The sequence below is a fragment of the Pantoea coffeiphila genome (genome assembly GCF_016909495.1).
Taxonomy (GTDB): Bacteria; Pseudomonadota; Gammaproteobacteria; order Enterobacterales; family Enterobacteriaceae; genus Erwinia; species Erwinia coffeiphila.
In genome coordinates this window covers 365065-390822 of record NZ_JAFBFW010000006.1, presented here as the reverse complement: position 1 = coordinate 390822, position 25758 = coordinate 365065, and the positions used below count along the sequence as shown (strand labels likewise).

24 protein-coding genes and 1 riboswitch are annotated in these 25758 nt (G+C 56.2%); of the genes, 14 read left to right on the top strand and 10 right to left on the bottom strand.

The features are described 5' to 3' along the window. Positions 1-2: 2 nt before the first annotated feature. The 10 genes from JOE09_RS20550 to JOE09_RS20505 all read left to right on the top strand — a co-directional run bounded on the left by JOE09_RS20550 (position 3) and on the right by JOE09_RS20505 (position 8859). Positions 3-1016: a hypothetical protein gene (locus tag JOE09_RS20550; protein WP_205067076.1), complete on the top strand. Its 1014-nt coding sequence runs from the start codon at positions 3-5 to the stop codon at positions 1014-1016. 83 nt (positions 1017-1099) lie between these two features. Continuing rightward, the gene (locus JOE09_RS20545; RefSeq protein WP_200544953.1) at positions 1100-1987 is read left to right on the top strand and encodes a sugar-binding transcriptional regulator; all 888 of its coding nucleotides are present in this window, start codon (positions 1100-1102) and stop codon (positions 1985-1987) included. Between the two features lie 4 nt (positions 1988-1991). Further along, positions 1992-2954 carry a LysR substrate-binding domain-containing protein gene (locus JOE09_RS20540; RefSeq protein ID WP_205067075.1) on the top strand — a complete coding sequence of 321 codons (963 nt, stop codon included), beginning with the start codon at positions 1992-1994 and terminating at the stop codon, positions 2952-2954. A gap of 290 nt (positions 2955-3244) precedes the next feature. Continuing rightward, positions 3245-4714 carry an NAD(P)-binding domain-containing protein gene (locus JOE09_RS20535; RefSeq protein WP_205067074.1) on the top strand — a complete coding sequence of 490 codons (1470 nt, stop codon included), beginning with the start codon at positions 3245-3247 and terminating at the stop codon, positions 4712-4714. Next, the gene (locus JOE09_RS20530; RefSeq protein ID WP_205067073.1) at positions 4711-5193 is read left to right on the top strand and encodes a hypothetical protein; all 483 of its coding nucleotides are present in this window, start codon (positions 4711-4713) and stop codon (positions 5191-5193) included. The genes JOE09_RS20535 and JOE09_RS20530 overlap by 4 nt, the downstream gene beginning before the upstream one ends. After that, a complete protein-coding gene (locus JOE09_RS20525) occupies positions 5190-5756 on the top strand; it encodes a peroxidase-related enzyme (protein ID WP_105591740.1) in 567 nt (188 codons plus the stop codon). Before JOE09_RS20530 ends, JOE09_RS20525 begins: the two co-directional genes overlap by 4 nt. A gap of 42 nt (positions 5757-5798) precedes the next feature. Further along, a complete protein-coding gene (locus JOE09_RS20520) occupies positions 5799-6536 on the top strand; it encodes an amino acid ABC transporter ATP-binding protein (RefSeq protein WP_105591741.1) in 738 nt (245 codons plus the stop codon). 21 nt (positions 6537-6557) lie between these two features. Further along, positions 6558-7376, top strand: coding sequence for a transporter substrate-binding domain-containing protein (locus tag JOE09_RS20515; protein ID WP_205067072.1), 819 nt, complete (start codon positions 6558-6560; stop codon positions 7374-7376). 84 nt (positions 7377-7460) lie between these two features. After that, a complete protein-coding gene (locus tag JOE09_RS20510) occupies positions 7461-8153 on the top strand; it encodes an amino acid ABC transporter permease (protein ID WP_205067148.1) in 693 nt (230 codons plus the stop codon). Positions 8154-8166: 13 nt separating this feature from the next. Beyond that, positions 8167-8859 carry an amino acid ABC transporter permease gene (locus JOE09_RS20505; RefSeq protein ID WP_105591744.1) on the top strand — a complete coding sequence of 231 codons (693 nt, stop codon included), beginning with the start codon at positions 8167-8169 and terminating at the stop codon, positions 8857-8859. A 145-nt stretch (positions 8860-9004) separates the two neighbouring features. Here the strand turns inward: JOE09_RS20505 and JOE09_RS20500 are convergent, their stop codons facing one another. Further along, positions 9005-9607, bottom strand: a complete 603-nt coding sequence (locus JOE09_RS20500) for a LysE family translocator (protein ID WP_205067071.1) — start codon at positions 9605-9607, stop codon at positions 9005-9007. A gap of 17 nt (positions 9608-9624) precedes the next feature. Then, a complete protein-coding gene (locus tag JOE09_RS20495) occupies positions 9625-10389 on the bottom strand; it encodes a DeoR/GlpR family DNA-binding transcription regulator (RefSeq protein WP_200559021.1) in 765 nt (254 codons plus the stop codon). Between the two features lie 456 nt (positions 10390-10845). On the opposite strand from JOE09_RS20495, the gene JOE09_RS20490 reads away from it, so the two are divergent. From JOE09_RS20490 to JOE09_RS20480, 3 genes are all read left to right on the top strand, one after another. Continuing rightward, positions 10846-12288, top strand: a complete 1443-nt coding sequence (locus JOE09_RS20490) for a glycerol kinase (RefSeq protein WP_205067070.1) — start codon at positions 10846-10848, stop codon at positions 12286-12288. 15 nt (positions 12289-12303) lie between these two features. After that, positions 12304-13551 (top strand): ethanolamine utilization protein EutH, encoded by a 1248-nt coding sequence (gene eutH, locus JOE09_RS20485; RefSeq protein ID WP_105591747.1) that lies wholly within the window; start codon positions 12304-12306, stop codon positions 13549-13551. A 338-nt stretch (positions 13552-13889) separates the two neighbouring features. Beyond that, the gene (locus JOE09_RS20480) at positions 13890-14246 is read left to right on the top strand and encodes a DUF1937 family protein (protein ID WP_205067069.1); all 357 of its coding nucleotides are present in this window, start codon (positions 13890-13892) and stop codon (positions 14244-14246) included. A gap of 1183 nt (positions 14247-15429) precedes the next feature. Here the strand turns inward: JOE09_RS20480 and JOE09_RS20475 are convergent. Next, positions 15430-16647, bottom strand: a complete 1218-nt coding sequence (locus JOE09_RS20475) for an NAD(P)/FAD-dependent oxidoreductase (protein WP_205067068.1) — start codon at positions 16645-16647, stop codon at positions 15430-15432. Beyond that, positions 16644-18041, bottom strand: coding sequence for an NAD(P)/FAD-dependent oxidoreductase (locus JOE09_RS20470; protein ID WP_205067067.1), 1398 nt, complete (start codon positions 18039-18041; stop codon positions 16644-16646). Before JOE09_RS20470 ends, JOE09_RS20475 begins: the two co-directional genes overlap by 4 nt. Positions 18042-18503: 462 nt before the next feature. Here JOE09_RS20470 and JOE09_RS20465 point away from each other — a divergent pair, with 462 nt between their 5' ends. Next, positions 18504-19370, top strand: a complete 867-nt coding sequence (locus tag JOE09_RS20465; RefSeq protein WP_205067066.1) for a DMT family transporter — start codon at positions 18504-18506, stop codon at positions 19368-19370. Positions 19371-19413: 43 nt separating this feature from the next. On the opposite strand, the gene grxB is transcribed toward JOE09_RS20465, so the two are convergent. From grxB to JOE09_RS20435, 6 genes are all read right to left on the bottom strand, one after another. Beyond that, positions 19414-20049 (bottom strand): glutaredoxin 2, encoded by a 636-nt coding sequence (gene grxB / locus JOE09_RS20460; RefSeq protein WP_205067065.1) that lies wholly within the window; start codon positions 20047-20049, stop codon positions 19414-19416. Positions 20050-20122: 73 nt separating this feature from the next. Then, complete coding sequence (locus JOE09_RS20455) at positions 20123-21421, bottom strand: Fic family protein (protein WP_205067064.1); 1299 nt, start codon at positions 21419-21421, stop codon at positions 20123-20125. A 166-nt stretch (positions 21422-21587) separates the two neighbouring features. After that, the gene (locus tag JOE09_RS20450; protein ID WP_205067063.1) at positions 21588-22277 is read right to left on the bottom strand and encodes a DUF421 domain-containing protein; all 690 of its coding nucleotides are present in this window, start codon (positions 22275-22277) and stop codon (positions 21588-21590) included. 127 nt (positions 22278-22404) lie between these two features. After that, the gene (locus JOE09_RS20445; protein ID WP_205067062.1) at positions 22405-22839 is read right to left on the bottom strand and encodes a VOC family protein; all 435 of its coding nucleotides are present in this window, start codon (positions 22837-22839) and stop codon (positions 22405-22407) included. A 61-nt stretch (positions 22840-22900) separates the two neighbouring features. Beyond that, positions 22901-24319, bottom strand: a complete 1419-nt coding sequence (locus JOE09_RS20440) for a porin family protein (RefSeq protein ID WP_205067061.1) — start codon at positions 24317-24319, stop codon at positions 22901-22903. Positions 24320-24363: 44 nt separating this feature from the next. Then, positions 24364-25122, bottom strand: coding sequence for a Slam-dependent surface lipoprotein (locus JOE09_RS20435; protein ID WP_205067060.1), 759 nt, complete (start codon positions 25120-25122; stop codon positions 24364-24366). A gap of 413 nt (positions 25123-25535) precedes the next feature. Next, positions 25536-25660, top strand: a riboswitch (TPP riboswitch). The last annotated feature ends 98 nt before the right edge of the window (positions 25661-25758 follow it).

The window sequence follows — 25758 nt, the reverse complement described above, 5'->3', positions numbered from 1 at the left end:
AAATGAGTTCGTTACTACCGTTTAAAACCACGCGATTTGCTGGAAAAATCGATCGTATCCGTCGCGGTGAATATCGTTCGGGTGATTTTATGCTGGCCGATGCCAAAGACGGCGATCTGGCCGCAGGCGTTACCGCAATGGGCTATCGCCGCGACGGCAGCGGTGCCGCTGTGGGTTTGCGCACCCGGCCTGAATTCCATCAGCAGATCCGCGATCTGATCCAGCAGGATGCGCTGGATATTATGCTGACCTCCACCGCCACCATGGAGCAGCTGAAGGAAGAGGGCGCTTTCGAGGGCAGCCGGATGCTGGCGGCGTTTCGCGGCAATGAAGCCACGGATGCCTGGGTCGGGCTGCGCGGCGGCCGCTACCGCGAGTTTGCTCCGCTGCCGTATCGCGGCGCGGCGCTGGAGTTTGCCAGCGCGCCGATTTGCCTTTACTCGCTGACGTGGATCAATGATGCACGACACGATGTCGCCTCGCTGGAAGCATACGCACGCTTCCGCGCTGACGCCCGCTCGTACGGGATTATGCACTTCCTGGAGGTGTTTAACCCGAACGTGGATACCGGGCTCAGCGCCCGGGATACTCCAGCGTTTATTAACGACTGCATTATCCGTACGCTGGCCTCGCTGACCCGTGCAGAGCGCCCGGAGTTTCTTAAAGTGGCCTATAACGGCCCGCAGGCGCTGGAAGAGCTGGTCAGCCACGATCCGTCGGTGGTGGTGGGCGTACTCGGCGGCGGGCAGGGGACGCATCGCGATACCTTTGAGCTGCTGGCGCAGGCCGAACGGCGCGGCGGCAGGCTGGCGCTGTTTGGCCGCAAGATCAACGGTGCGGAGCATCAGCCGACCATGGTGAACTGGATGCGCCGGGTGGTGGATCGCGAAGCCACCTCGCTGGAAGCCGTGCGCGGCTATCATGCGGATTTACAACGATTAGGCCTGCGCGCCGATCGTCATCTTGAAACCGATAGCGAGATAACGGAAGATGTGCTCCGGTCAGATTTAACCTAACCAGGAGCAAGGATATCAAGACGCAGCCTAAGAGTACGTCGCCGTCAGACAGGATCATTGCCGAAGCGGCATGGCTCTATTACGTGAAAAACCTGACGCAAAGCGAAATCGCCACCCGCATGAAGCTGTCCCGCCTGACGGTGATTAACTACCTCAGGCTGGCCAAAACGCGGGAGATTGTCTCGGTACGGTTAAGCGGGGAACACTTCCGCACCAACGATCTTGCCGACCGTCTTGCGGAACGTTTCTCTCTGGACGATGCCTTTGTGATCCCCGCTGACGGGCTGTCGGACGAAAGCCGGTTTAACGAAGTCTGCGAAGCGGCTGCGCACGTCCTGCTTGATTTCCTTGAGCCTGGCGATCAGCTCGGCGTGAGCTGGGGCTCAACGCTGAGCCTGATCTCGGATAAGGTGCCGTACTGGCCGATTGAAAATCTGACGGTACGGCAGCTGATTGGGGCGATGTCCAACCCGCTGCTGCCCACCGCCGAACGCTGCTCGATTGAAATAGCCCACCGGCTCAGTGCGTTATGCGTCACTCTCAACGCACCCGCCGTGTGCAGCAACAACGAACTGGCCCGCCTGCTGCGCGAAGAGCCGATTATCGCCGAACAGCTACAGCATCTGACCCGCTGTAATAAAGCCATTTTCACCGTCAGCCCCTGCACCCCGGACGGCCACGTCACCCAGTTTAAAATCGTTACCGAAAAAGAAGTTGAACGCTACGTTGCCCACGGCGCGGCGGGGATTATTGCCGGTCGCTTTATTGACAGTGAAGGGCAGCCGCTGCTCGGCGAGGTGGACGATCGCGTGATCGGTATTGAGCTGGATACCCTGCGCCAGATGAACGGCCTGCTGGTGGCTTCGGGGCTGGATAAGCTTACCGCCATCGTAGCCGCGCTGAAGGGCGGCTTTGCTAACACGCTGGTGATTGATACGCTGCTGGCCGAAGCCATCCTGGCACAGGAGTGAAGCCGTGACGCCACTGCAGGATTTGGATTTAAAGCAGCTGGAAGCCTTCGCCGCGGTGATTTCCGCCGGAAGCGTGACGGCGGCGGCGAAAGCGCTGGATCGTTCACAGCCCGCTGTTTCACGGCTGATTCAGGATCTTGAGCAGTCGCTGGGCTATCCGCTGTTTATCCGCAACGGGCCGCGCATCCACCCCACCTCGGAAGCGCTACAGCTGCATCAGTACGTACAAAAAGCGTTGCTGTCGCTACAGCAGATCCGCCTGCGGGCGCAGGAAATCGGCAGTCAGCAGCATCGTCCGCTGCATATCGCCGCCACGCCCGCCCTGGCGGCGGGGCTGCTGCCGCTGGCGCTGGCCTCGCTGAGCCTGCAAAACAAGGTGCAGATTATCAGTGAATCCGCCGAGCACACGGCGCACGCGGTGATCTCCGGCGAAGCGGACATTGCGCTGTGCAGCCTGCCGCTGGAGCATCACGCGGTGGAGCTGCACTGGATCGGCCAGTCGCGCTGCGCGGTGGCACTGCCGCAGGACGACCCGCTGGCGGCGCAGGCGCAGATCGCGCTTAGCGATCTGGCCGGGCGGCGGCTGATTGCGCCCTGGAATCCGCTGCGCCTGCGCGGCCGCTTTGAAAAAGCGCTTAAAAAGCTGAAAACGCCGCTGCATGAAACCATCGAAACTAACTCCTCCGCCAATATCCTTTCCTGCGTGCGCGCCGGGCTTGGCGTAGCCATTCTGGAGCCGGTTACCGCCTGGGGCATGCCGCTGGCGGGCGTGGCGATTCGCCCGCTTGAGGAAGAAATCCCCTATTTCTTCGGCGTGATCACCCCGCAGGGGCGGCCGCTTTCCAGCGCCGCGCAGTCGCTGGTCAGCGCGCTGGCTGCGGCGGCCGCCACGCTGCTGCCCGGCTTCCAGCAGCTGCCTGCCGCTGAACACCCGCGCGTGATGCGGCTGATCAACCAGGACAGCTGATCGCTACACGGCGCGTCTCCTTCAGGAATGCGCCGCTGCTCTGACCTTGCCAAACCCGCCTATATATCAATTTCGGCATAAGATATAAGAAATCCGTCGTTCGAAATGTAAGCACTTTCTTGACACAAATCATAGCGCGGAGGATTATCCAGCGATTGCGCATGATTATGTGAATATCTAATTCTTACTGCTTAATCATGCTTTTTTTGAATAATAAAAATTGACGCTATCCGGGGTTTTGCAGGCAGGCTGCCCGCCGCTCGGGGAAGATAGCATTCAGGAAAATAACCATGACGCATTATGCTGCATCAGCAACGGCGATCGGCCTTCAGGCTCTGGAAGAGCGGCTTCAATCCGATCTTGAACTGCTTGAGCTTCCGGCAAAATCCTGGGTGCCGCCGCGCACCCTGCACGGTGAAGCCGTGCGCGACGTGGTGGTGATCGGAGCCGGAATGTGCGGCCTGGCGGCCACGGCGAAACTGCTGTTCACCGGCATCAGCAACGTAGTGGCCTATGATGCCGCTCCGGCCGGAGAGGAAGGCCCGTGGATCACCTTCGCCCGCATGGAAACCCTGCGCTCACCAAAAACGCTGCACGGCCCGGCGCTCGGTCTGCCGCAGCTGACGTTCCGCGCCTGGTTTACCGCCCAGTGGGGCACAGAGGCCTGGCAGGAGTTGGATAAAATTCCGAAAGCACAGTGGATGGATTATCTGGTGTGGTATCGCCAGGTGCTGGACCTGCCGGTGCGTAACAACGTTCGTATTACCGCTATCACCCCAATCGACGACCTGATTGCGCTGGACCTCACCGGTGCCGAAACCGGGCGAATTTATACCCGTCGGCTGGTGCTGGCCACCGGACGCTCCGGTCTGGGCGGGGCTGCCGTTCCTGACTTCCTGCAGGGCGTCGATCGCCGCTTCTGGGCGCACTCCGCTGACGATATCGACTTCGCGGCGCTGAGCGGGAAAAGCGTGGCGGTGATCGGTGCGGGCGCATCCTCAATGGATAACGCCGCCACGGCGCTGGAGGCCGGTGCCGCTGCGGTAGATATGCTGATCCGCCGTGCTGAAATGCCGCGCATCAATAAAATGACCGGCATCGGTAGCCAGGGCGTGGTTCACGGTATGCATCGCCTGGCGGACGACTGGAAGTGGAAGTTCGTTGACTACACCTCCGCTTCGCAGACGCCGCCGCCGCGATCCTCCACGCTGCGCGTTTCCCGCCACCCGCAGGCGCACTTCTACCTGAACTGCGGCATCAAGGCGGTGCGGGAAGAAGGTGAAGGCCTGGCGATTACCACCACTCAGGGCGAGAAGCATTACGACTTTTTGATTGCCGCCACCGGTTTTGCCAACGATTTTAACGGCCGGCCTGAGTTCGCCGCCGTTGCCCCGTTTATCCGCAGCTGGTCTGACGGCCGCTACACGCCGGAAATGGGCACCCCGCGCGCCAGCATGCTGGACGCACCCGACCTCGGGCCGGATTTCGAGTTCCGCGAGAAAGTACCGGGAAGCTGCCCGCAGCTTGCCCAGATTTACTGCTTTAACGATGCCGCCATGCTGACGCACGGCAAGGTCTCCGGCGATATTCCGGCGGTCAGCGCCGGGGCCGAGCGGCTGGTGCGCGGGATTACCGCATCGCTGTTTGCCGAAGACATCGCCAGCCATTACGCCAGTTTACAGGCTTACGACACCCCAGAACTGCAGGGCGACGAGTGGGTGGATGCCTCACCTCTGCTGAAAAAGGAGAATGCGTTGTGATCGACGCCATAGATAAAGCCGCCGGTCTGAAGCCGGACGATGCGCTGTTCCACGCCCGTCGCTTCCGTACCGAGTTTGTTGACGGCGCAGAAGCCTGTCGCCGTTCCGTACTGATGCCCGAACACGATCTGGGGCTGAATGCGGCACTGCGCCTGGCGCTGGCCCGCCGCATCGCCGCACTGAATAGCGATAGCCCGCTGATTGCCGAATACGATGCGCTGCTGGCAGAACAGCAACCGGATGGATCGCTGCTGGCGCTGGCCGCCGGGGAGTCTGCGCTGCCTGAACCGCTGGCAACGCTGGGCCGCCACAGCGACCTGATTACCCTGACGCCAGACCGCGCCGACGCCGACGCGATCCGGCGGCTGGAGCAGGCCGGGCTGAACAATCCGCAGATTGTGGCGCTGTCTGAACTGATTGCCTTTGTGAATTTCCAGACGCGCGTCGCCGCAGGTCTGCGTCTGATGAGGTCCGCATGATCCCGTCCGTTACCCTGAAACCGCTGAGCTGGCACCCGTGGATCGCCCCGGTTGAACTGGCCGATGCCACCCCGGAACAGCTGGCCGCGATGCAGGTCACGCCGTCAAACAAGAAGGTGTCGGAGTACGTGCGCACTCTGGCGCACGACCCGGAAAGCTACGTGGCCCGCACGCTGCTGTTTAACGCCATTATGTATGTGGAAGGCGGCCTGGACCGCGCCGACCGCGAGCTGGGTGCGCTGGGCGCATCGCTGGTCAACGGCTGCAAATACTGCGCAGTGGTTCACGCCCGCCGCCACGCACAGCTGCGCAAAGATAACGCGCTGGTCAGCGCCCTGTATTACCACCGCGAAGACCAGCTCGGTCCACGCGATGCGGCAATTTATCGCTTTGCCCGCCGCCTGTCAGTCACGCCGTCTGAAGCCACGCCGGAAGATGTGGCGGCGCTGCGCGAAGTGGGTATGAACGATCGCGAAATTATCGACCTGATCCACGCCACCGCCATTTTTGGCTGGGCGAATCGCCTGATGCACGTCCTCGGCCATGCCGGGGTGGAAAAATAAACCCGTTCTGCGCCCGGCATAGCCGAGAGGACACTGAATTCCATGCTTGAACTTAACGATATTACGCTCTCTTACGGCAGCACCCCGATCCTGAAAGGCGTCAACCTTTCGGTAAATCGTGGCGATGTGGTGTCGATTATCGGCCCGAGCGGCACCGGTAAAACCACGCTGCTGCGCTGCATTAACTATCTGGCGAAACCGTCCTCCGGCACCATCACCTTCGACGATATCCGCATGGATTATCGCGCGGCGGATAAAGCGGCAATTCAGGCTATCCGCCTGCGTACCGCCATGGTGTTCCAGCAGTTCAACGTCTTTAAGAATATGACAGTGCTGGAAAACGTCATGGACCCTCTGATAGTGGTTCAGCGCAAATCGAAGGAGGAAGCGCGGGAAATCGCCCGTCAGGAACTGGATCGGGTTGGCCTGTCGACCAGGCTCGACAATTACCCGTCGCAGCTTTCCGGCGGGCAGCTACAGCGTACCGGCATCGCCCGTGCGCTGGCGGTTCGCCCGGATGTGATTTTGTTTGATGAACCCACCTCATCGCTGGACCCGGAACTGGTGGGTGAAGTGCTGAAGGTGATTAAAGATGTGACGTCTTCCGGCATTACCTCGCTGCTGGTGACGCACGAAATGCAGTTTGCCAAAAATATCTCGAACCGAATTGTATTTATGGATCAGGGCGTGGTGGCCGCAGAAGGCAGCCCGGCGGAGATCTTTGACAACCCGTCAACGCCACGACTTGCGCAATTCCTTAACGCTGAACGCATCATCTAATAATTAAAAGGAAACGAAGACATGCCTGCATTCAAAACTGTTTTACGCCGCCTGGCCCTGCCGGTTGCCGTCACGCTGGCGATGACCGCCGCCGGAGCCAGCTACGCAGAGTCCGTTCGCACCATCAAAATCGCCACCGCCGCAGAATCCAAGCCGCTCTCCTGGGGTGCGATTGGCGTGGAGCCGCAGGGCTACGAGCCGGACGTGCTGAAGGCGGTGAACGCCAGGCTGCCGCAGTACAAGTTTGTGATGGAAGGCGCGGCGGATATTGCGCAGGAAACCGGGCTGGTCACCGGTAAATACGATATGGCCACCGGTGGCTATTACAAAGCGCCCGCGCGCAGCAAGCAGTTCCTGATCCCGGACAACCCGATGGGTGCCAGCCTGATGAAGATCTACAGCCGTAAAGACGACAAGATCGAGGATATGAAAGGGCTGGTCGGCAAGAAAATCGTACCAGTCACCGCCGGTGGCGGCGTGTACAAGTTCATCACCCAGTGGCAGCAGGAAAACCCGGCCGACAAGATTAATATCAAAGCCTCCAGCGCCGGTATCCCTTACCCGGATCGCCTGAAAGAAGTACAGAACGGCAAATACGATGCGCTGATCCTGCCTTCCAACCTCGGCGAGCAGACGGTTATCGACAACCAGAAGCTGAACATCGTGGCCAGCGAGCCGGTGGTGATCAACAACACTTACGCGCTGATCCACAAGTCGGATGAGAACAAAGTTCTGAGCGATGACATCAGCAAGGCGCTGAAAGAGCTGAAGGATGACGGCACGCTGGATAAGCTGTCGGTGAAATGGTTTGGCGAAGACGTCAGCAAGTACATCAAATAACGCCTCCGCTTTAACCCGAGGTTTTCAGCCGGGCATACCGGCTGAAACTGTATTCAGGAGTATTGCAACGTGGATCTCGCTTCCATGATTCCCGAGCTGCTGTCAGCCCTGCCGCTGACACTCGGGATTATGTTCGTCGCCATCATCGTCGGGTTTATCCTCGCGCTGATCGCCACAACCCTTCGGGTTTACCGTATCCCCGTGGTCGGTCAGCTGGCCGATTTGTACGTATCCTATGCGCGCAGCGTACCGGTGGTGCTGCAACTGTTTGTTGCCTTTTACGGGCTGCCGCTGGTGTCATCGCTGCTGGGACTGGGTGATGTGTTCTCCGCCAATATCGCCGCGATGATTGGCCTGAGCCTGTATCACGGAGGCTATCTGTCGGAGGTACTGCGCCCGGCGTATCTGGCCGTTGAGCGCGGACAGCACGATGCGGCGGACAGTCTCGGTTATTCCTTCCGGCAAAAAATATTCCGCGTCATCGGCCCGCAGGCGGTGCACATCGCGCTGCCCGGCTACGGCAACGCGATCATTTACCTGATCCACAACGTGGCACTGGTGATGTATATCGGGGCCGCCGACATTATGGCAACGGCGCATCTGATTATGGAGCGCGACTATAACCAGTATCAGTTCGGCACCTATCTGGTGCTGGCGGTGATCTACTCGCTGCTGTGCCTGGTGGCCTGGCTTATTGTGCGCTTCTTTGAACGCCGCCATGCAAAGTACAGCTCAAAAACGGCCGATTCGAAGGTGAAGTTCACGGCAAGCCTCTGACCGGGAGAGTGTGATGTTTGATATCGATGTATTACTGCCGGACTTCTGGAGCATTCTGGATGCCGTGCCCGTTACGCTGGCGATGGCGGTGCTGATTTTTATCACTTCCACGCTGGTCGGGGGCCTGTTCGCGCTGGTGGAATACCGGCGCATCCCGGTGCTGCGTCAGCTGGTGATCGCCTGGAAGGTGGCCTTCAAAGGGATGCCGATGGTGGTGGTAATTTTCCTCGCCTACTACGGCCTGCCGCCCGCGCTGCACTTTGTTGCCTCGGTGCTGAACGTGGAAGTGAATGCCCATTCCCTGCCGAACTGGGTGATTATCATCGTGGCGCTGACCGCCTGCGTGTCGGCGTTTCAGGCCGAAGTGGTGAAGGGCGCACTGAACGCCTTTGACAGCGGCCAGTCCGATGCCGCGCATGCGCTGGGCTACAGCAACTGGCAGCTGTTCCGCCGGGTGATGTTCCCGCAGATTATCGTCTCGGCAATCCCCGATCTGGCGAACTCGTTTATGGTGATTATGAAGGCGCTGTCGCTGGCCTTTGCGATTGAGGTGGTGGATATCTTCGCCCAGGCGCAGCTGACCGCCGCGCTGAACTTCTACTATCTGGAAGCCTTCGCCATTGCGGTGCTGTTCTATATGGTGATTGCATGGGTGGTGACCAAGGTCGCCGATAAGATCGAAGCCGCGCTGCGGGTCAGGACGTAACGGGTTAGTCGTTCTGCTTAGAAAACACCGCTGGCGTTGTGCTGGCGGTGTTTTTTATCTACACAGTAAAATTCACGACCTCTGGCTGGTGCACCTCAGCAGCAGTTGCATCTGCAACAGTAGCCGTAGCCGTAGCAGAAATTGCTCAGTGAAAAGCCGCCAAAACCGAAAAGATAATCAGCAGCGCCCCACCGGCGATATTCACGGTTTTTTTAATCTTCACAGGATCGGCTTTGCTGGCGGAGAAGATCAGTAAATAGCTGACGGCAATCAGCCATAACACCATCACCGCGATATGCACCGAGGCCAGAACCAGATAATCGGTTATGTCACCCTGCCGCCCGGCAAACTGCGACACCACGGTCAGATAAAACACGATGGCCTTGGGATTCAGCACGTTCGCCAGCCAGGCATTCTTTAGCGTTATCGCTCCTTCAACGCCGCTGAAGTCCATCGCGCCAGCTCGCAGGCCGCTGCGGATCAGCTGCACGCCGAGCCACAGCAGATACAGTGTCCCGGCCACTTTCAGCACGCCGAACATCGCGGGGGAAGCCACCAGAACGGCCGTTACCCCCAGCCCGATAAGTAGCGCGTGGGTATAAATCCCCAGCGCGGTGCCCACCAGCGTGCGAACCAGACCGCTGCGGCCTCCGGCGAGGGCGCTGTTCATCGCCAGCGTAAAGCTGGCTCCGGGGGACAGCGCAACGGGGAGCAGGGCGGGGAGAAAGCCTGCAAGATTAACATCCATCAGAACATCCTGTTATCTCAGGCCACAACCACATTCAGGTGTTTCGGGAACGAGAGCTGCCTGAGTTTACGGTCGGGATCGGTGGTAATCAGCCAGGAAATATCCTTCCACACGGCCACCAGCGCGGTTGCGCGGCTGTTTACCTTATGGCCATCCGCCAGCACCACCGCCTGATTGCTCTGTTTAATCATCTGCCTGGCGATGGCAGCTTCGTTCAGATCCTGGTCCATCACACCGGCTTCCGGGCTGACTGCCCCGGCACCGATAAACGCATAATCGGCGTAGAACGCACTGATGGACTGCAGAGCAATCGGGCCAATGCACTCCATCTTCGACGAACCGAACTCGCCGCCAATCAGAATCAGTTTGATGGTGGCATTATCATGGAACAGGTTGGCGATCACCGGCGAGTTGGTGATCACCGTCAGATTGTTGATTGCGCTAATCTGGCGGGCGAACTCCATGGTGGTGGTGCCAAAGTCGATAAACAGGGAATCTCCCGGCTTCACCAGTTCGGCAGCGCGTGCGGCAATGGATTTTTTCTCTTCCTCCGCCAGCTTTGCCCGTTCCTTAAATTCCAGCTCAAAACCAAACTGCGCGCTGACTGCACCGCCGTGGATCTTCTTGATATAGCGCATTTCTTCAAGCTTGTTGAAGTCGCGACGAATCGTTTCCTGAGAGACGTTGAAGAACTCCGCCAGATCGTTAACAAATACCTGGCCGCTTTCCCTGAGTTTTTCCAGGATGATGTTCCTGCGTTCTGAACCGTTTGAGTGATCCATGTAAATTTCCGGTCGTCCGATCGTAAACAACAATAGTACGCATTCGCTAAATGTCGGACAAGTACGATACCGGACAACAGAAACCACATCTCAATGTTGTTTTCATGTTGTTTTTGTTTGTTGATTTCCCCACCGGCTCGCCGCGATTATCTGTAAATTCCCCCTCAGAACATTTTTCATCTCTGTGAGCGACCGCGCCTCGTTTCCCGTCAGAACCGCGATACTCAAGGGATTGACGGTATCTTTCGCCATCATATGACCCATTTTTATGGCTCGGCTATATCCCTGAAAACTGCTGCAAAATACCCACATGGACATAAGGAAAAAGTATGAGGCATGTCACGTTTGCACAGTGTAATGTGATATTAATGTTGATTTGATGTGTGGTTATGATGCTAAATGGTGGGAAATCGCTTACTGGCAACATTTAAGTAACACATAAGAACTGAGGGTTATATGCTTAACCAACGCTATGCAGCCATTGACCAGGGAACAACAGGAACGCGCGTGGTCGTGTTCAGCGAGGACGGCAAACACTTTTCGCCAGCCGCAATCGCCCACAAACAGCTCACGCCAAACCCGGGATGGGTTGAACACGATCCGATGGAGATCCTGCGTAATATCCGCAACTGCCTGAATCACTGTGGCGTGGTGGATGCTATCGGGCTGGCCCATCAGGGGGAAAGCATTGTTGCCTGGGACGCACGCAGCGGGCTGCCGCTGTGCAATGCGATTATCTGGCAGGATCAGCGCACTGAAGCCACCATTCGTAAACTGCGCGCCGACGGCGTAGAAGAGACGGTGCGTGCGCGCTCCGGACTGCCGCTGGATACCTATTTCTCCGCCAGCAAAATGGGCTGGGTGATGCAGAACGTTGCCGGCGCGCAGGAGCTGCTACGCCGTGGCGATCTGCGGCTCGGGACGATGGATTCCTTCTTTATGTTCCACCTGTGCGGCGTGCATGCCACGGATTACAACTCCGCCTCTCGCACTTCACTGTTCAATATCCACACCCTGCAGTGGGATGAGGAACTGTGCCGCATCTTCGGCGTGCCGATAGAAGCCCTGCCGGAAGTGCGCCACAACATCAGCCACTTTGGCGACGTGCGCTATGAAGGAAATACCACACCGCTGACCGCCTGCATCGTTGACCAGTTTGCCGGAACCTACGGCCACGGCTGTCTGGAACCCGGCCAGATGAAAATCACCTTTGGCACGGGCGCATTTTTACAATCAATTACCGGCGCGGAAGTGCCTGACGCCGCCGGTTCCGGCCTGCTCCCCACGCTGTGCTGGAAGCTGCCGGGTGAAAACCCGCTGTATGGTCTGGACGGCGGCGTCTATAACGCGGCCTCCGCGATCAACTGGGCGGGAAAAATCGGCCTGTACAGCGATCTGGAGGAGTTCTCCGATTTTCCGGACGAACCGGCGATTGCACGCGGCCTGGCGTTTGTTCCGGCGCTTTCCGGGCTGGGGTGCCCACACTGGGATCGCTCGGCGGCAGGCGTCTGGGCCGGGCTGTCGCTGGAAACCGAACGCAAAGACATGCTGCAGTCCATTCTGGAAGGTATTGCCGTGCGCTCCGCCGAAGTGATTCACGCCATGGACAAGGTGCGCAGCATTGGCGACACCATCTCCGTCGATGGCGGGCTGTCCTCCAATGCTTACTTCAAGCAGTTCCTTGCCACCCTGATTCAGAAACGCATTGTCTCACCTTCCAATCGCGAAATTACCGCCCAGGGCGTGGCACTGTTGGCGAGAAGAGGGTTGGGCAATACGCATCCGATGAAAGTCAGAAACCAGCAGTCCATCACTGAGCCACAAAGCAGGGACTTCGCGCCCTATTTTGCACGGTATCAGGACATCATTAATCGCTCACGCAACCTGCGGAACGCATAATAATAAGAGGCTATCATGTCAGAGATTGGAAATATCATTATTTACATCATCATGGCTGGCACGCTGCTAGGAGCAATGGCGTCGATCGTTCGCCCGGAAAGCGGACTGGGGAAAGAATTTGTTAACGGTATTCACTCCATCGGCCCGGTATTTCTGGCGCAGGCGGGGATAATGGCTGCCATTCCGATTATTTCCTACGGTATTACCCATACTATCGGCCCGCTGTTCGAGTCGATGGGGTCGGATGTATCTATTGCCGCACTGTCTATTATTGCCGTGGATATGGGCGGCTACCAGCTGGCGGATGTGATTGCCTCTAACCGCGATCAGTGGATCACCGCGATGCTGATTGGTTACACCTCGGGAGCCAGTATTGTTTATCTGATCCCGGTAGGGTTAATTATGCTGCAAAAGCGCGACCATAAATATCTGGCGCTGGGCGCAATGGCGGGATTAATCAGCATTCCGTTTGGCGTACTGATCTCACTGATGATTATTACCGTAAATAACATCCCGGTACGCGATATCATTTCCACCTCGTCACCGGCCAGTCACTATCTGACGATTGACTTTGTTAATGCACTACAGCTTTTATCACCGCTGTTTGCCTTCTGCTTCCTGCTGGCGCTGGGATTAAAATACCGCACTGAATGGATGGTTCGCGGCTTCCTGATGTTCGGTAAGATCATGGATGCCTTTATTAAGCTGGTACTGGCGGCCTGTATTATTCAGCATTTCACCGGCGTATTTACTAAAGTCTTCGGCGGCTGGGTATTCGACCCGCTGTTCGCCGATGAGAAGGAGCTGTATCGCGCCATTGAGATCGCCGGATATATCGGCATTATGCTGGCCGGAACCTTCCCGATTTGTTATCTGTTCCAGAAGTACTGTCACCGCCCGATGCAGTTTATTGGCCGCCAGCTGAAGCTGACCGAGGCCGGTGCGCTGGGGATTGTGATGGTGCTGGCGAACATTATCGCGGTGTATCATCTCTTTAAAGACATGCGCGCCCGTGACAAAGTGCTTTGCGTGGCCTTCGGGATCTGTGCTCAGGCAACGCTAGGTGACCATCTGGCCTTCACGGCTAACTTCCAGCCGACTCTGGTACTGCCGATTATGGTGGGTAAATTTATGGCCGGGGCCATTGCGGTGGCAATTGCGATATTTATTTCCGTACCAGAAGCGCAGCGAATGGAAAAACGTGATGAATTAAATGAGAGTGAATCATCCGAAACGAAAATGGCCGCGCAGTTAAGCCAGTAACGCGATAGTAAGATAGTCTTCATGAAGTTTACATACTGCCTGTGATGAAAAACGATTAATGGCATCGGATTTTTATCACCCGCGCCATGAGTTGAAGCACTCTTTTAATAAATGAAGTTTTTTCGTGAAGGGTTAAATAACAATCTTTATTCTTTCAGATATTAATTAGCAGGCGGCATTCATCTGGTTGCTACCAGAAAAGGCGCTACCGAATTATTGCAGATGTCCGCTATTTTAAATCAGAGTTAACCGTATTGCTGTCGTAAGCAATCATGGTTTCCCTGTGAATAACTTTTACATTTTTGTTTTTATCAGACTCTTATATTACTGAGGTTTATATGCGTAAAATTTTCCTTGCCTGTCCGTACAGCCACGCAGACGAGAAGGTCGTTCACGAGCGTTTTCTGGCCTGTAATAAAGTCGCCGCGAAAATCGCCGAGTCGGGAAATGTTATTTTCAGCCAGGTCACTATGTCTCATCCGATTAATCTGGTGCTGGAGAAAACGGAGAAAGCGAATATCGGCAAGATGTGGGCGCCGATCGATGCTGTGTTTCTTGATGCCATGAGCGAGTTGATTATTCTGGATCTGGAAGGCTGGGATAAGAGCGCGGGGATTCAGCGCGAGATCGAATTCTATAAAGCAAGAGACCAGCGGGTGAGTTTGTGGTCTGAGGTGGCGGGGGAGTTTAATTAATCCGGTTGGCATAGTGCTTACTCGGGCGGGTGGTGGAGCCTGCGGGCGGTCCTCGCGCCGCTTCGCGGTTCCTTCACTTCGCTCGTCAGCCTCACGGACCGGCACAGACGCGCGTCCTGCGCGGCTGTGCCTTTCGCCCACTTCCCTGTGGGCGAATCCTGGCTTCCTCTCTGCGTTCAGCGCTGTGGATTGCCCGCAGGCTCCGCCACTCGCCCGCGTTTTGATATTTGTGTCATCTGAGAAAACCTTATAAGGCAAAAGTCGATCTGGATTTATGCCCGAATCTGGCTTCCTCTCTGCGTTCAGCGCTGTGGATTGCCCGCAAGCTCCACCACCCGCCCGCGTTTTGATATTTGTGTCATCTGAGAAAACTTTATAAGGCAGAAGTCGATCTGAATTTATGCCCGAATCTGGTTCCCTCTCTCCGTTCGGCGCTACGGATCGACCACACTCCCGTAACTTGCCTGCGTTTTGATAGCTATATCGCTTGAATTTTTCCAAGGGGAACGTCGTGTTAGGCTGATGAACTGAATCGGGATTCCTGACTGTACTCAGCGCTACGGATTATTTTCAGGCAATCTAGCTCGCTCATTTAAGCCCTTGTAGCGTCGAGATAAAAGTCGAGGTGTGGACTAGCAACAGAACACAATTACGAAATCCCCTTTTAAGGTAGCCATAGCGCGTCGGGCAGTTCTGGCAAGTATGGCTTAGCGACTAAACGTATGTGGCAAGAGTAGTCGCATTCACAGGAAAATCAGCAGCTTTGTGGCTGTTCTTTGAAAGAAGCTTATGGCCAGGAGTTCAATACAGCACGCTTCTCACTTCGAATATCATGATGTTTTAACAGCAGGCAGGATCTCTGCAGGCGGCCAGCCTTTGCAGTTGCCGGGTAATTCGCAGCGCGGAGGTGAAGGTAGCAGGACAGGAGACGCCAACAGGGATGTGGGCGTCAGGTGAAGCTGGTGCAGGGAGGCACCATCTTCACCGTTCCGACAGGCCGGATGCCGTAACCGAGGGAACCGCGCAGTCGGCGCGAGGACCGCCCGGCAACTGCAAAGGCTGGCCGCCGTTCACCATTATTCCAGCAACAAAAAAAGCCGCGATCTAATAGACTCGCGGCTTCCTAAACGTTTACTTTGGCTTGAGTCGATAACGACTGCAAACAACCGGCATCGGGTAATAATCAGCGAACAGAGACCGTCAACACGCTCTCCGGCGTCAGCCCCGCCACATCAATATTCTTCAGCAGAACGCGCCGCTCCGGCATACAGCGATGACGTTTACGATAAAGCTCTTTCTGACCATCGCGAATCACAATATCTCCGCTGTACGCTGCGTTGACACGCACGTTCAGCGTCACCGCATCACGGCAGTCCTCACCACAGCGAATCACATTCGGCGCAGAAATACGGAACACCTCGGCCAGTGAAACCGGCACGCTGAAACTTCCTGCATCCTCACTCTTCAGTGAATTCGCTACCGCATGCCCGACCTGCTGCCCTTCCTGATAACACTGATCGCCCATGTCCGCCGGGTGGGTCATATTGCCGACCGCGTAATAGCAGGGATCGGAACAGCGCCCGGACTGGTCGAACAGCGGCCGACCGCTGTTCGGTTCAAAGGCCAGATGGCTTTTACGGATCAGCGTGTACTCGCCGGTGAAGCGCCCGGTGAAGATAATACTGTCACACTCCACTAACTGCGTCCGGCCTTTCGCATCGGTGAACTCCACGCTCTCCACCCGCTCAGCGCCGTTAATTTTGCTGATGTGCGCTCCCAGATGCAGCGGCACCCCCATCAGTTTTGCGTACAGCGCGCTGGGGCGAAACGCCACCGGACGGGAATTCTCATCAATCAGCGCCAGCGCTTTGATTCCGGCGTTGCGCAATGTCCAGATAGTCGAGAAGCTCACCAGTTCGGAACCCACAATCACCGGACGATTGCAGGGTTTCAGCTTCTTCAGATAGATAAACTGTTGCAGCGCACCGGCAGTGAGTACGCCCTGCGGACGAAGTCCGCTGACAAGGCGAGCGTGGCGGGGCGTTTCCCGCACGCCGGTGGCGATAATCACCCGCTTCGCCTTCAGCGTTTCAAAACCGCGATCGGACGACACGTCAACTTCACCGCCGGGCTTAATATTCACCACGGTGGTGCTGGTGCGGATTTCATATTTTCCGGCAACACGTTTGAGAATGCGCGCCGCCCAGTTATGGCCGTTCATCGGACGGAAAAAGGTTTGCATACCGAAAGTAGGATGGCGGCAATGACGGGGAACGCCACCGGCTTCGGCTTCGCGTTCAATCAACAGAACGTTGCGAATGCCGTCCTCATGCAGAGAGCGGGCTGCGGCAAGCCCGGATGGGCCCGCGCCGATAATAATAACTTCATACTGATTGCTCATTCGACTTTCCCGACGACCAGTGTGTTTTCAAAACGATGACCGATGATTTCAGCGACGTTATTACTGCAAAAGAAGCCGTTGCAGCGCCCCATCATTACCCGGGTGCGGCGTCGTAACGCACCAATGCATTCCGGCGGGATGGCGGAGTCAAACGTCGCTTCCAGCTCACGTCGCGTGACCAGTTCGCAGTGGCAGACAATTCCGCCGTTACCCGGGCAGGCGTAATCCCGCTTTTCATACTCTGAGAGCATCGGCATACGTGGCCATTGCAGCTCGGTGGGCGGGTTCAGTGTAAATAACGCCGGGAAGTGCTGCTGATAAAGCGATTCCACGTGGCTGGCGATCCCCAACGCGGCGGTTAACCCGGTGGAACGAATTCCCCCGACGGTGATCCAGGTGTCCTGCGGGTAATGAAAAATGCGGTACTCTTTTTTCTCGGTGGCAGGGCGCAGACCGGCGTAGGTCGCTGTGACCGGATAGTCTGTCAGCGTAGGTAGCATCAGGCTGCCTTTCTCAATCAGCCCCTGCATGACCGTTTCATCCACGTCCGCACGATGACGGTCCTGCTGTTCCTCCGCAGTGGGGCCGAGGATCATGTTGCCAAAAATGGTTTTACACAGCAGTACGCCTTTGGTGGTCGGGGTAGGAACCGGAAGAATAATGGCGTTAATCTGTGATGCCGAAGCCTTGTCATACACCAGGAACTGCCCCTTGCGCGGGCGGATTTCAAATTCCGGGGTGCGCCACATGCCGTCAATCAGATCGCCGTGATTACCGGCGCAGTTGATCACCAGTCGGGTCTGTACACGGCCTCTGCTGGTCGTCAGCTCCCAGCCGTCATCGGTGGATTTCACACGCTGTACTTCACAGTTGAAAGCATATTGACCGCCGTGCATCACCGCCTGAGTCATATAGGCCAGCGGCGAGCTCCACGGATCGATGACGTATTCTCCCGGAACGTAAACGCCGCCGAGTGCGCCTTTTGCCAGGTGCGGCTCGCGGCGATAGACTTCCTCAGAAGAAATCTGTTCGACGTCGAACACGCCATTGTTATGGGCCTGCTGCACAATTCCCGGCAGGGCCTCCAGCTGCTCCTGACTCCAGGCAACGACGATGGCCGTCGTTTTCAGCAGCGGCAAATTCATCTGCTGATGAATGGCCATATATTCTTCGTAGCCAGCCTGCATACATTGCAGCTCCAGGCTCCCGGTAGGGGCGTCAAAGCCCGTGTGGAGGATGGCGCTATTCGCCTTACTGGCACCGGAAAGAATATCTCCCCCTTTTTCCAGCAGCATCGTGCGTGCGCCCATCAGCGTGAAGCGCCGGAATACCGCACATCCGACAACGCCACCGCCGATCACCACCACATCAACATTTTCATTCAACTGTGTCATAAACATCATCCCGGCTTCAGGTTCTGTCATTATCTAAACATAAAAACCACACAACCACAACAACAAAACAATGTATTAGCCACACTAAAACCACATCAAAATTTTCCGGAAAATTGCCCATTAACGGCGGAAACCCACAGGTAACTGGCTGTTATAAAGATAAAATACATCAATTCCCGACCAAAGCAGGCGGCCTTAACGCGACCCATTCGCCTTCCAGGCATCAGAAACCAACATGTGGTTTTAGTGTGAGTTTCATTATGCTGGAGGGATGAGCGGCTCTGCGGGCTCGCGTCGGCTTAAACTTTTAGTGAATTAATATTTTCGCTTGATATATAAAGCGGAAGAAAAATTCCATACAATTTACCGGTATCACGATTCATCCTGGCAGAGAACGAGCGAAAGCCAGCATCGCCGCACCAGCAAAGCAGACATCATTTTTCAACGACTTAAGGACTTAACATGTCGTCACGGCAGGGCCACGCAGATATCTTTTTGGTTTGCACCACTATGATTGCCGCATTTGGCTGGATCTGTTCCAGAGAGGCGGTGTCCGGTATGCCCACCATGGCATTTCTTGGTTTGCGTTTCCTGCTGGCCGGCCTGCTGCTGCTCTGCTTTTGCAAACGTAGCGAATTAAGACAGGCTCTGCATCATCGCTGGCCGGTCCTGATCAGCGGCCTGCTGCTGGCCTGCTGCATGCTGCTGTGGATATATGGCGTCGCCACCACCCGATCGCTGGGGGAGGGGGCGTTTATTATGAGCCTGTCGATGTTGTTTGTTCCGATTGTCGCATGGGTGATTTTACAGGCTCGTCCTTCGGCGTCATTCTGGGTTTCCCTGCCCGTGGGGATGGTGGGTCTGGGCCTGCTGACCCTCAAAAAGAACATTGTGTTTGAGCCAAGCCAGTTCTTTTTCCTCGGCTCGGCCATCCTGCAGGCCATCTACTTTTGCTATAACACCAAATACGCCAGCTTTGTTTCCGTACGTCCGCTGGCTTCCTTCCAGCTGATCTGTACCGGCGTGATTGCTTCCGTACTCTCCCTGCTGCTGGAAACCTGGCCGCCGCAGGTTGCTCTGTCCACATGGGGATGGCTGGCCGCCAGCGTGCTGATCGCCACCAGCCTGCGCTTCTGGCTACAGCTGAAAGGCCAGAGCATGACCAGCGCCGCCAACGCCGCGCTGATTATGCTGCTGGAACCGCTGCTGACCGTGGTCGCCGCCGCGCTGTGGTTTACGGAGATGATGAGCCTGCAGCAGATGCTGGGCTGTGCGCTGATCCTGCTGTCGCTTTTATACTATCGGGTGAGGGCAGGCAAAACAAAATAAGGAAGCCCGGATTCGCCCTCAGGGAAGAGGGCGAACAAGTGAATCAGAGCGCCTTCTCAATAAACAACGGCACCTTGCTCAGCGCAGAAACCTTCTGCAAATAGGCCAAACAGGCCGGGCTGAACGGGAAATCTTTCACAATGCTCAGGCTGTTCAGCACGGGGAAAAGAATAAACTCGGTGGTTGATACCTTACTGAAGTTTTGCAGATAAGGTTCAATCTGAGTCAGCTTTTCCACCGTCTCAGCAATAAACGCCTCGCTCTGCGCCTGCAACTCTTCCAGATTACCGAAAGCGGCGATTTCGCGCTGGGTATAGGCCGCGCGGGCTTCCGGCGTTGCCAGCTCGGCAAAATCAGAGCGGGTGAAGCGGGGAATAGCCAGTTTATAAATCGTACCGGACGCCTGCTTGCTCCACTCAACGATCGCCTGATCCGCTGGCTCTGCCGCCACGCGATCGCCCTGCAGGCCATCAACGTAGTGGACGATATCCATGCTCTCCGGCATATAGGTGCCATCATCTTTCTCAAGGATCGGCACCACTTTTTTACCCACCATCCGCGTTGGCGTTTCCACATCGCCTTCCATAATCACCGAAAGCTCAACGGGCTGATTTTTAAAACCAAAAATCATGCGCGCGCGGTTACAGAAAGGGCAGTGCTGATAGATATGTAGCTTCATCGTGTTTCCCATGTTTGATTCAGAAAAATGTCTGCGGTCCGGTAATTCAACATCACCGCCGCACTGAGCTAAGTTATACGAGGTTCGGGTGGCTGATATAAACCGTTTTTTGATCGTTAACGGCGATTTCTTCCGCAAAGCCTTCACGAACGATCGCTCGTAGATCATTTCTGGCGGTATTATCAGAGATCCCCAACGCCTGGCTCACGTCTGCTGCGGTGTATTCCTTGCCCTCGCTCGACAGCATCACGTTCAGCAGCGTAACCTGCCTTGGGCTGAGGCGGGTTAGCGCACCTGATTGAAAAAGCTGGCGGTCCAATGCCGCAGCGCGCTGGGTCAACTTATCAACGTGCTGCAGCAAATGCTCCAGCGCTCGCGCAATAATACGGGCCTGATACTCAAGGAAATAGGTCAAATCCATGCCGTCAGTCTCACTGTACTGATAGCTCAACGCATATTTTACCGGGGCCGAATGGAGCAGGCTGCTGATCGAGATATATCTGAAGGTGTCGTAATCTGCTTTCAGCATAAACCAGTAAAATAGTGCTCTGCTGGTACGCCCGTTGCCATCCCTGAACGGATGTTCGTGAGCAATCATAAAATGCAGAATGCATGCTTTGATCAACGGATGGATATATACCGCCCTGTCATTAACCCAGTCACAGATGGCTTCAAGGCGTTCCGGCAGCAGAACGGCAGCAGGTGGCTGATGCACAATGTTGCCGTCATAGTCGGCAATGACAATGTCGTCGGTGGTGCGGAATTCACCGGGTTGGTACTTTTCATCATCAATACCCGCCATACCCGTTGCGTGGAAACGCCGAATTAAATCAGGCGTTAAGGGCTCACTTATCCAGTCGGGTATTTCAGCCATCAGGCGGGCATTACCGGCGATCATATGTTCATCAGCAGTACGAGGCTCGCGACCACTTTCCAGCATATTTCGCGCAACCAGCGTAGTGGTGTTCGCGCCTTCCAACTGGCTACTGGTAATAGGTTCATCCAGCCGTAGCTGGCTCAGTTCAGCTCCCGCGCCTTTAAGACGCTGCGTCAGTTCCTTCAGCGCAAGCCGGGTTGCATGCTTATCGACCCTCTCGCACACTGCGGCCATGGCTGGCGTAATAATCAACCCGGCCTGCTGACCGGCTTCATCATGATAGTTAATCCATTGCATTGCAGCGTTACGGGCGCGACGCGTCATCGACCAGGCAAGATCCACGTTAGCGCGGCGCGAAACGCGATGTCGAAATTCATCAAAGGGCAGATAACGGCCTCTTTCATCGACCACCCGGTTATACTGCTGGTAAGCGGCGAAGTCAGCACCGGAGAGCGACTCCAGCGGGATTAATGCAGGCGGTCGTTTAATTGACATAGTGACTACCTCAAAATTATTCAGTTTTGCGATAGTATAGTACAGCTGGTGGAATCTATCTCAAATTAATTTTTTTTTGAGATAGATATAACGATTGATTCTCCAAATCGATAACACGCTGTGCTTAAATAGCAGCAATGACACCGCTCTGAGTGATCTGGTTCTACTACGCACGTCGGGTCGCCAGTGCCGCCGACCACAGCGTATTTTTGCAGCGGGGGCAGGGAGGGCTTTCACCGCCGGTGATTTGCAGAGTTTGTCCGCAGCGGGTGCAGGCATATAACCCCACATCTGGCACCCGGGTAAACGCGGGTCGATGTTCCGGCGGCAGCACGCTGAGGCCGGGTCGCACGTCCCGATCGTCGAAATAATACAGACTCAGCTGCCCGTCCAGTTCAATCAGCGCCAGCCGCACCTGTCCCAGGTGCTCAACCCCACTCTGGCGCAGCTCCATAAAGAATTCATCTTCGGAGATGTTTAGCCCGTCCAGGCTTTTCAGTTCGTAGAGGCCGTTAACGATTAGCGTAATGACTTCGCCCTCGATTAGCTTCGACAGCTTTTCACTGTGGGCAATGCCCCAGGTGGTCAGGCGATACAGCAGCAGCAGAACCAGGAAAACCACCAGTACCGGCAGCACCGGCACGTCGTCATAAAAAGTGACATCACCCGACGCCGAACCCAGGGTTAAAATCACCACCAGCTCGAACAGGGAAAGCTGCTTGATACCTCGTCGGCCGGACACCTTGAGAAAAACAAACACCACCACATAGGCAATCAGCACCCGCAGGCTGACCTCAATCAGGAACGAAAGCGGTTTATCATCAAGAAGGAATCGATGCCAGTCGAAAGCGTCCATTTAGAGTCGTCACTTTGCTGTGTCGGAGTAGGGGGAGTGACATAAGCATAGTTGAGGGAGTGTTCAGCGGTTTATTGCATTAAAAATACACGGCAATTATCGCCGTGTATTTATCGCGATATAAACCCTAGCGGCCGTCGCCATCAGGCCGATGGTGAACGTATTCCACGACCGTGCCATCAGGATGAACGGCATTAAACGCTGCACCGGTCGGCACGACCTGAAGTGGAAAAACGATCGTTGCACCGGCAGCAATCAGTTTGTCGTACCAGGGCTGAACATCGTCTACCAGCAGCGTACCGGTTGTGGACGTGAACGGGGCCAGCGCATCCTCGCTGCCTTCAATCAGCAAAAACGCACCGACCATCGCCAGCCTTAAGCCTGCTTCCGGGAACGGGAATCCGCCATCCGCTCGGGTTGATTGCAGATGCTCGTAAAAGGTCACGCTGCTTTCCAGTTCACCGGGTTTAACAAAAACCCGGATCAGCACGCGCGGCGTTTTAAGTGCAGAGGTGTCGTTGCGGTCACGCCAGAGATGATTGAAATCACGTAGTGTCGTCATCGATTTTTTTCCACCTTAGCCGCTCATCGCCGCCGTATAACCCTGGGCGACGACCCGGCCATCAGAAGTTTTTATCCAGCGAAATACTGATATTGCGCTGATGGTAGTCGTAAAAATCGATGTTACTGTTTACCCGTTTATAGGTGAAATTCAACTTTGGCATAAGACCAAACAGGTCGAGATCGCGGTGCCAGACGGCCAGGCTGTAATACTGCTCGTTGTCCCTGCGCCGAAGGGAAAAGATATCGCTGTCCGCCTCGTACTGACGGCGGGAAAACGCCCCCATCGCGGAGAAAGAGAGTTTCCAGGGCAGATCAACCTGGGCGCCGGTGCGCAGCCCGATGCGGCGGTTATTTTCGCTCTGCGTCAGCGTTTGCTGATCCAGCAAATCCACCCCGCCAAACAGGGAAACCCGCGAATTCAGCGCATGGGAAAGCGTGGTGGAGGAAAGCCGGTTATGCCCGCGCAGGAACGCATAGTCGCCGTTGTCATAGCCGAGTTTCTGATACTCCAGCGCCTGGCTTATCTGCCAGCGGGGAGAGAGCAGATAACTGTATTCCGCCCGCACGCCGGGGCCAGAGGAGTAGCTTTCGGTGCCGTACCAGCGCTGCTCATAGAACGGTAGAACGGCAAACTGCTGACGGAAATCCCGCCACTGATAGCCGGCGTAAACGCGGCCAGTGACGTCATCAAAGCGGTGGTTGTTCCAGTAGCTTTTGCCATACACCGTGCCGAGGAAGCGCAGGCCGTGCTGGTTATACAGCTGCACGTCTTTTTGCAGCGCGCCGCTGAACTGCACGCCCTCACCGCGCTGCGGCAGGCTGTCTTTATTGCGGATAAACAGGCGATCGCCGATGCGCACGGTGTCGCCCGACGAGGCGTTATTCACGTTGCTGTCGTTAAGATAGCTGAGGCTGAAACTCCCGGTGAGCGGGCTGCCGCGGTGAATACGGTCCAGGTACTGCGCGATAATCTGCTGAACATTCTCCGGCGGATTGCTGCTCAGTACCCGGCGGAACTGATATTCCGCGGCGTCGGTTTGCCGGTTTTCATACATTGCCCGCGCCAGTTCCAGCCGCACCGCAGCAAAATCGGGGTGGGCACTGAGTATCGCGCGATAGTGTTTTATCGCCCGATCGTAATGGCCTTCGCTGCGGGCCAGACCGGCGCGGGCAAAGTGAATCAGTATCTCGTCCGGCTGCGGGGAAGCGGCGTAAACCGGTAAAATCGCGCGCACGATCGGCCACTGGCCTTCACTGACGGCACGGTCCAGCATCGCTTTGGCCAACTCAGGCTGCGCCGCAAGATCGCTATTGTTAATGTGCTGCGTACGGCGGCTGTCGCCGGTGGCGGTCGGCTGTTCAAGCCGGTCTAAATGACTGGCGGCGGGAAGATACTGGGTTTCAGGTGGTGCAGCAAAAAGCGTGCTGACCGGGCACAATAATCCCAGTACAGCTAAAGCCCGGACTTTCATAGACATTACCATTGCAGGAAAACCGGCCAGGCTGGCTGGCCGGAAAGGGATTATTTTTTCGTCGCACCAAACGAGGTGTTCTTGGTGCTATCGCTGAACTGCGCGATGCCACCCAGCTCTTCGGCTGCCGGGCCGTTGAAGTGGCCGATAAAGGTGCCGTTCTCGCCGCCGGACTGGGCGTCACCGCTGAAGCCACCGTTGCTGATCTTGCCCTGCATGGCGACCGCACTGCCGTAATCGTCACCAGCGGCGATACTGCCGTTAATGGTTTTCGCCGCGAAATCCACGTTGAAGGTGGCGTCGCTGCGGGTACTTTCGCGCATGCCGCTACCGGCATAGGTCGCCGTGCCCTGAGTCGGTACGTTGGCCGCCAGCGTGGCATCGCCGGTGTAGAACACGTCATGCGTGCCCTTTTCAAAATGCGTCCAGGTGCCGTAGGTGGTGTAGCTCATCGTGCCGCAGCACCAGGACGTGGCGGAAACCTGGGTGCCGTCGGTGCGGGTCAGCATCTGGGTGAATACGCCAGTCACGACAAGGCCCGGTTGGCGCATGGTGTATTTACTGCCGTCCGGCGTGGTGTAGGTGTAGCCGGAAACAGTCCCGCCGGTGGCGTAGCTGGCTGCCGGTGACGTGGGCAGCGTTGGAGTGGTGCCGCCGTTATTCTCGCCGCCGCTGCCGCTGCCGCCGTCGGTTTCGCCCGGCGAGGTGGTGACCGGCGGTGCGCTGTCGTCGCCACCGCCACCGCCGCCTCCACCGCAGGCAGTCAGTGCAATAACGGAAAGTAACAAGGTCGTTTTAAAGTTGAACATTAATGAAAGCCCTTTGTTTGTAATAATCCATGTCTTTTTGCGTATTTTTGTATACATAAAGTTACACGGAAAAATTAAGCGCCCTCTATAAATAATCCTTACCTGACAGCATTATGAGAATTATCCGAACCAACATTCGTGGTTAATTCGTCAGAGGTCCGATAATTAAAGAAAAAGTGAATGAGTTGATGATGTTGAAGATAAATACAAGTCAGGAATAATCTTATTTCCTGTTTAATAAAATAAACAATTCCGCCGGGGAAGATATATTATCCATAACCTTCAGAAATCAATTTCCCATTCCGCTTCACCCGCCAGCCGCGAAGAAACACCGCCTTCAGCTCCTTAATCCCGACAGTTTGTGACGGATTGTAATCATCTTGACACCCGGTCCACGCGCGCCCTAGACTGCGCCTTGTTCCAAGGGGTGCCCTGTCAGGGGGCTGAGATTCCACCCGTTTGATGCGTTCAAACAGCGTGGTGACCCTCCGAACCTGATCCGGCTAATACCGGCGTAGGGATGCGGGACAATGGGTGCCCACACGCCCTTTTTCCATCTTTGTGCTTTGCAGCGGACAGATCTCGCTCTCCATGCGTTACCGGGGAGCCGTTGCACAATACCTCGATGGAAACGGA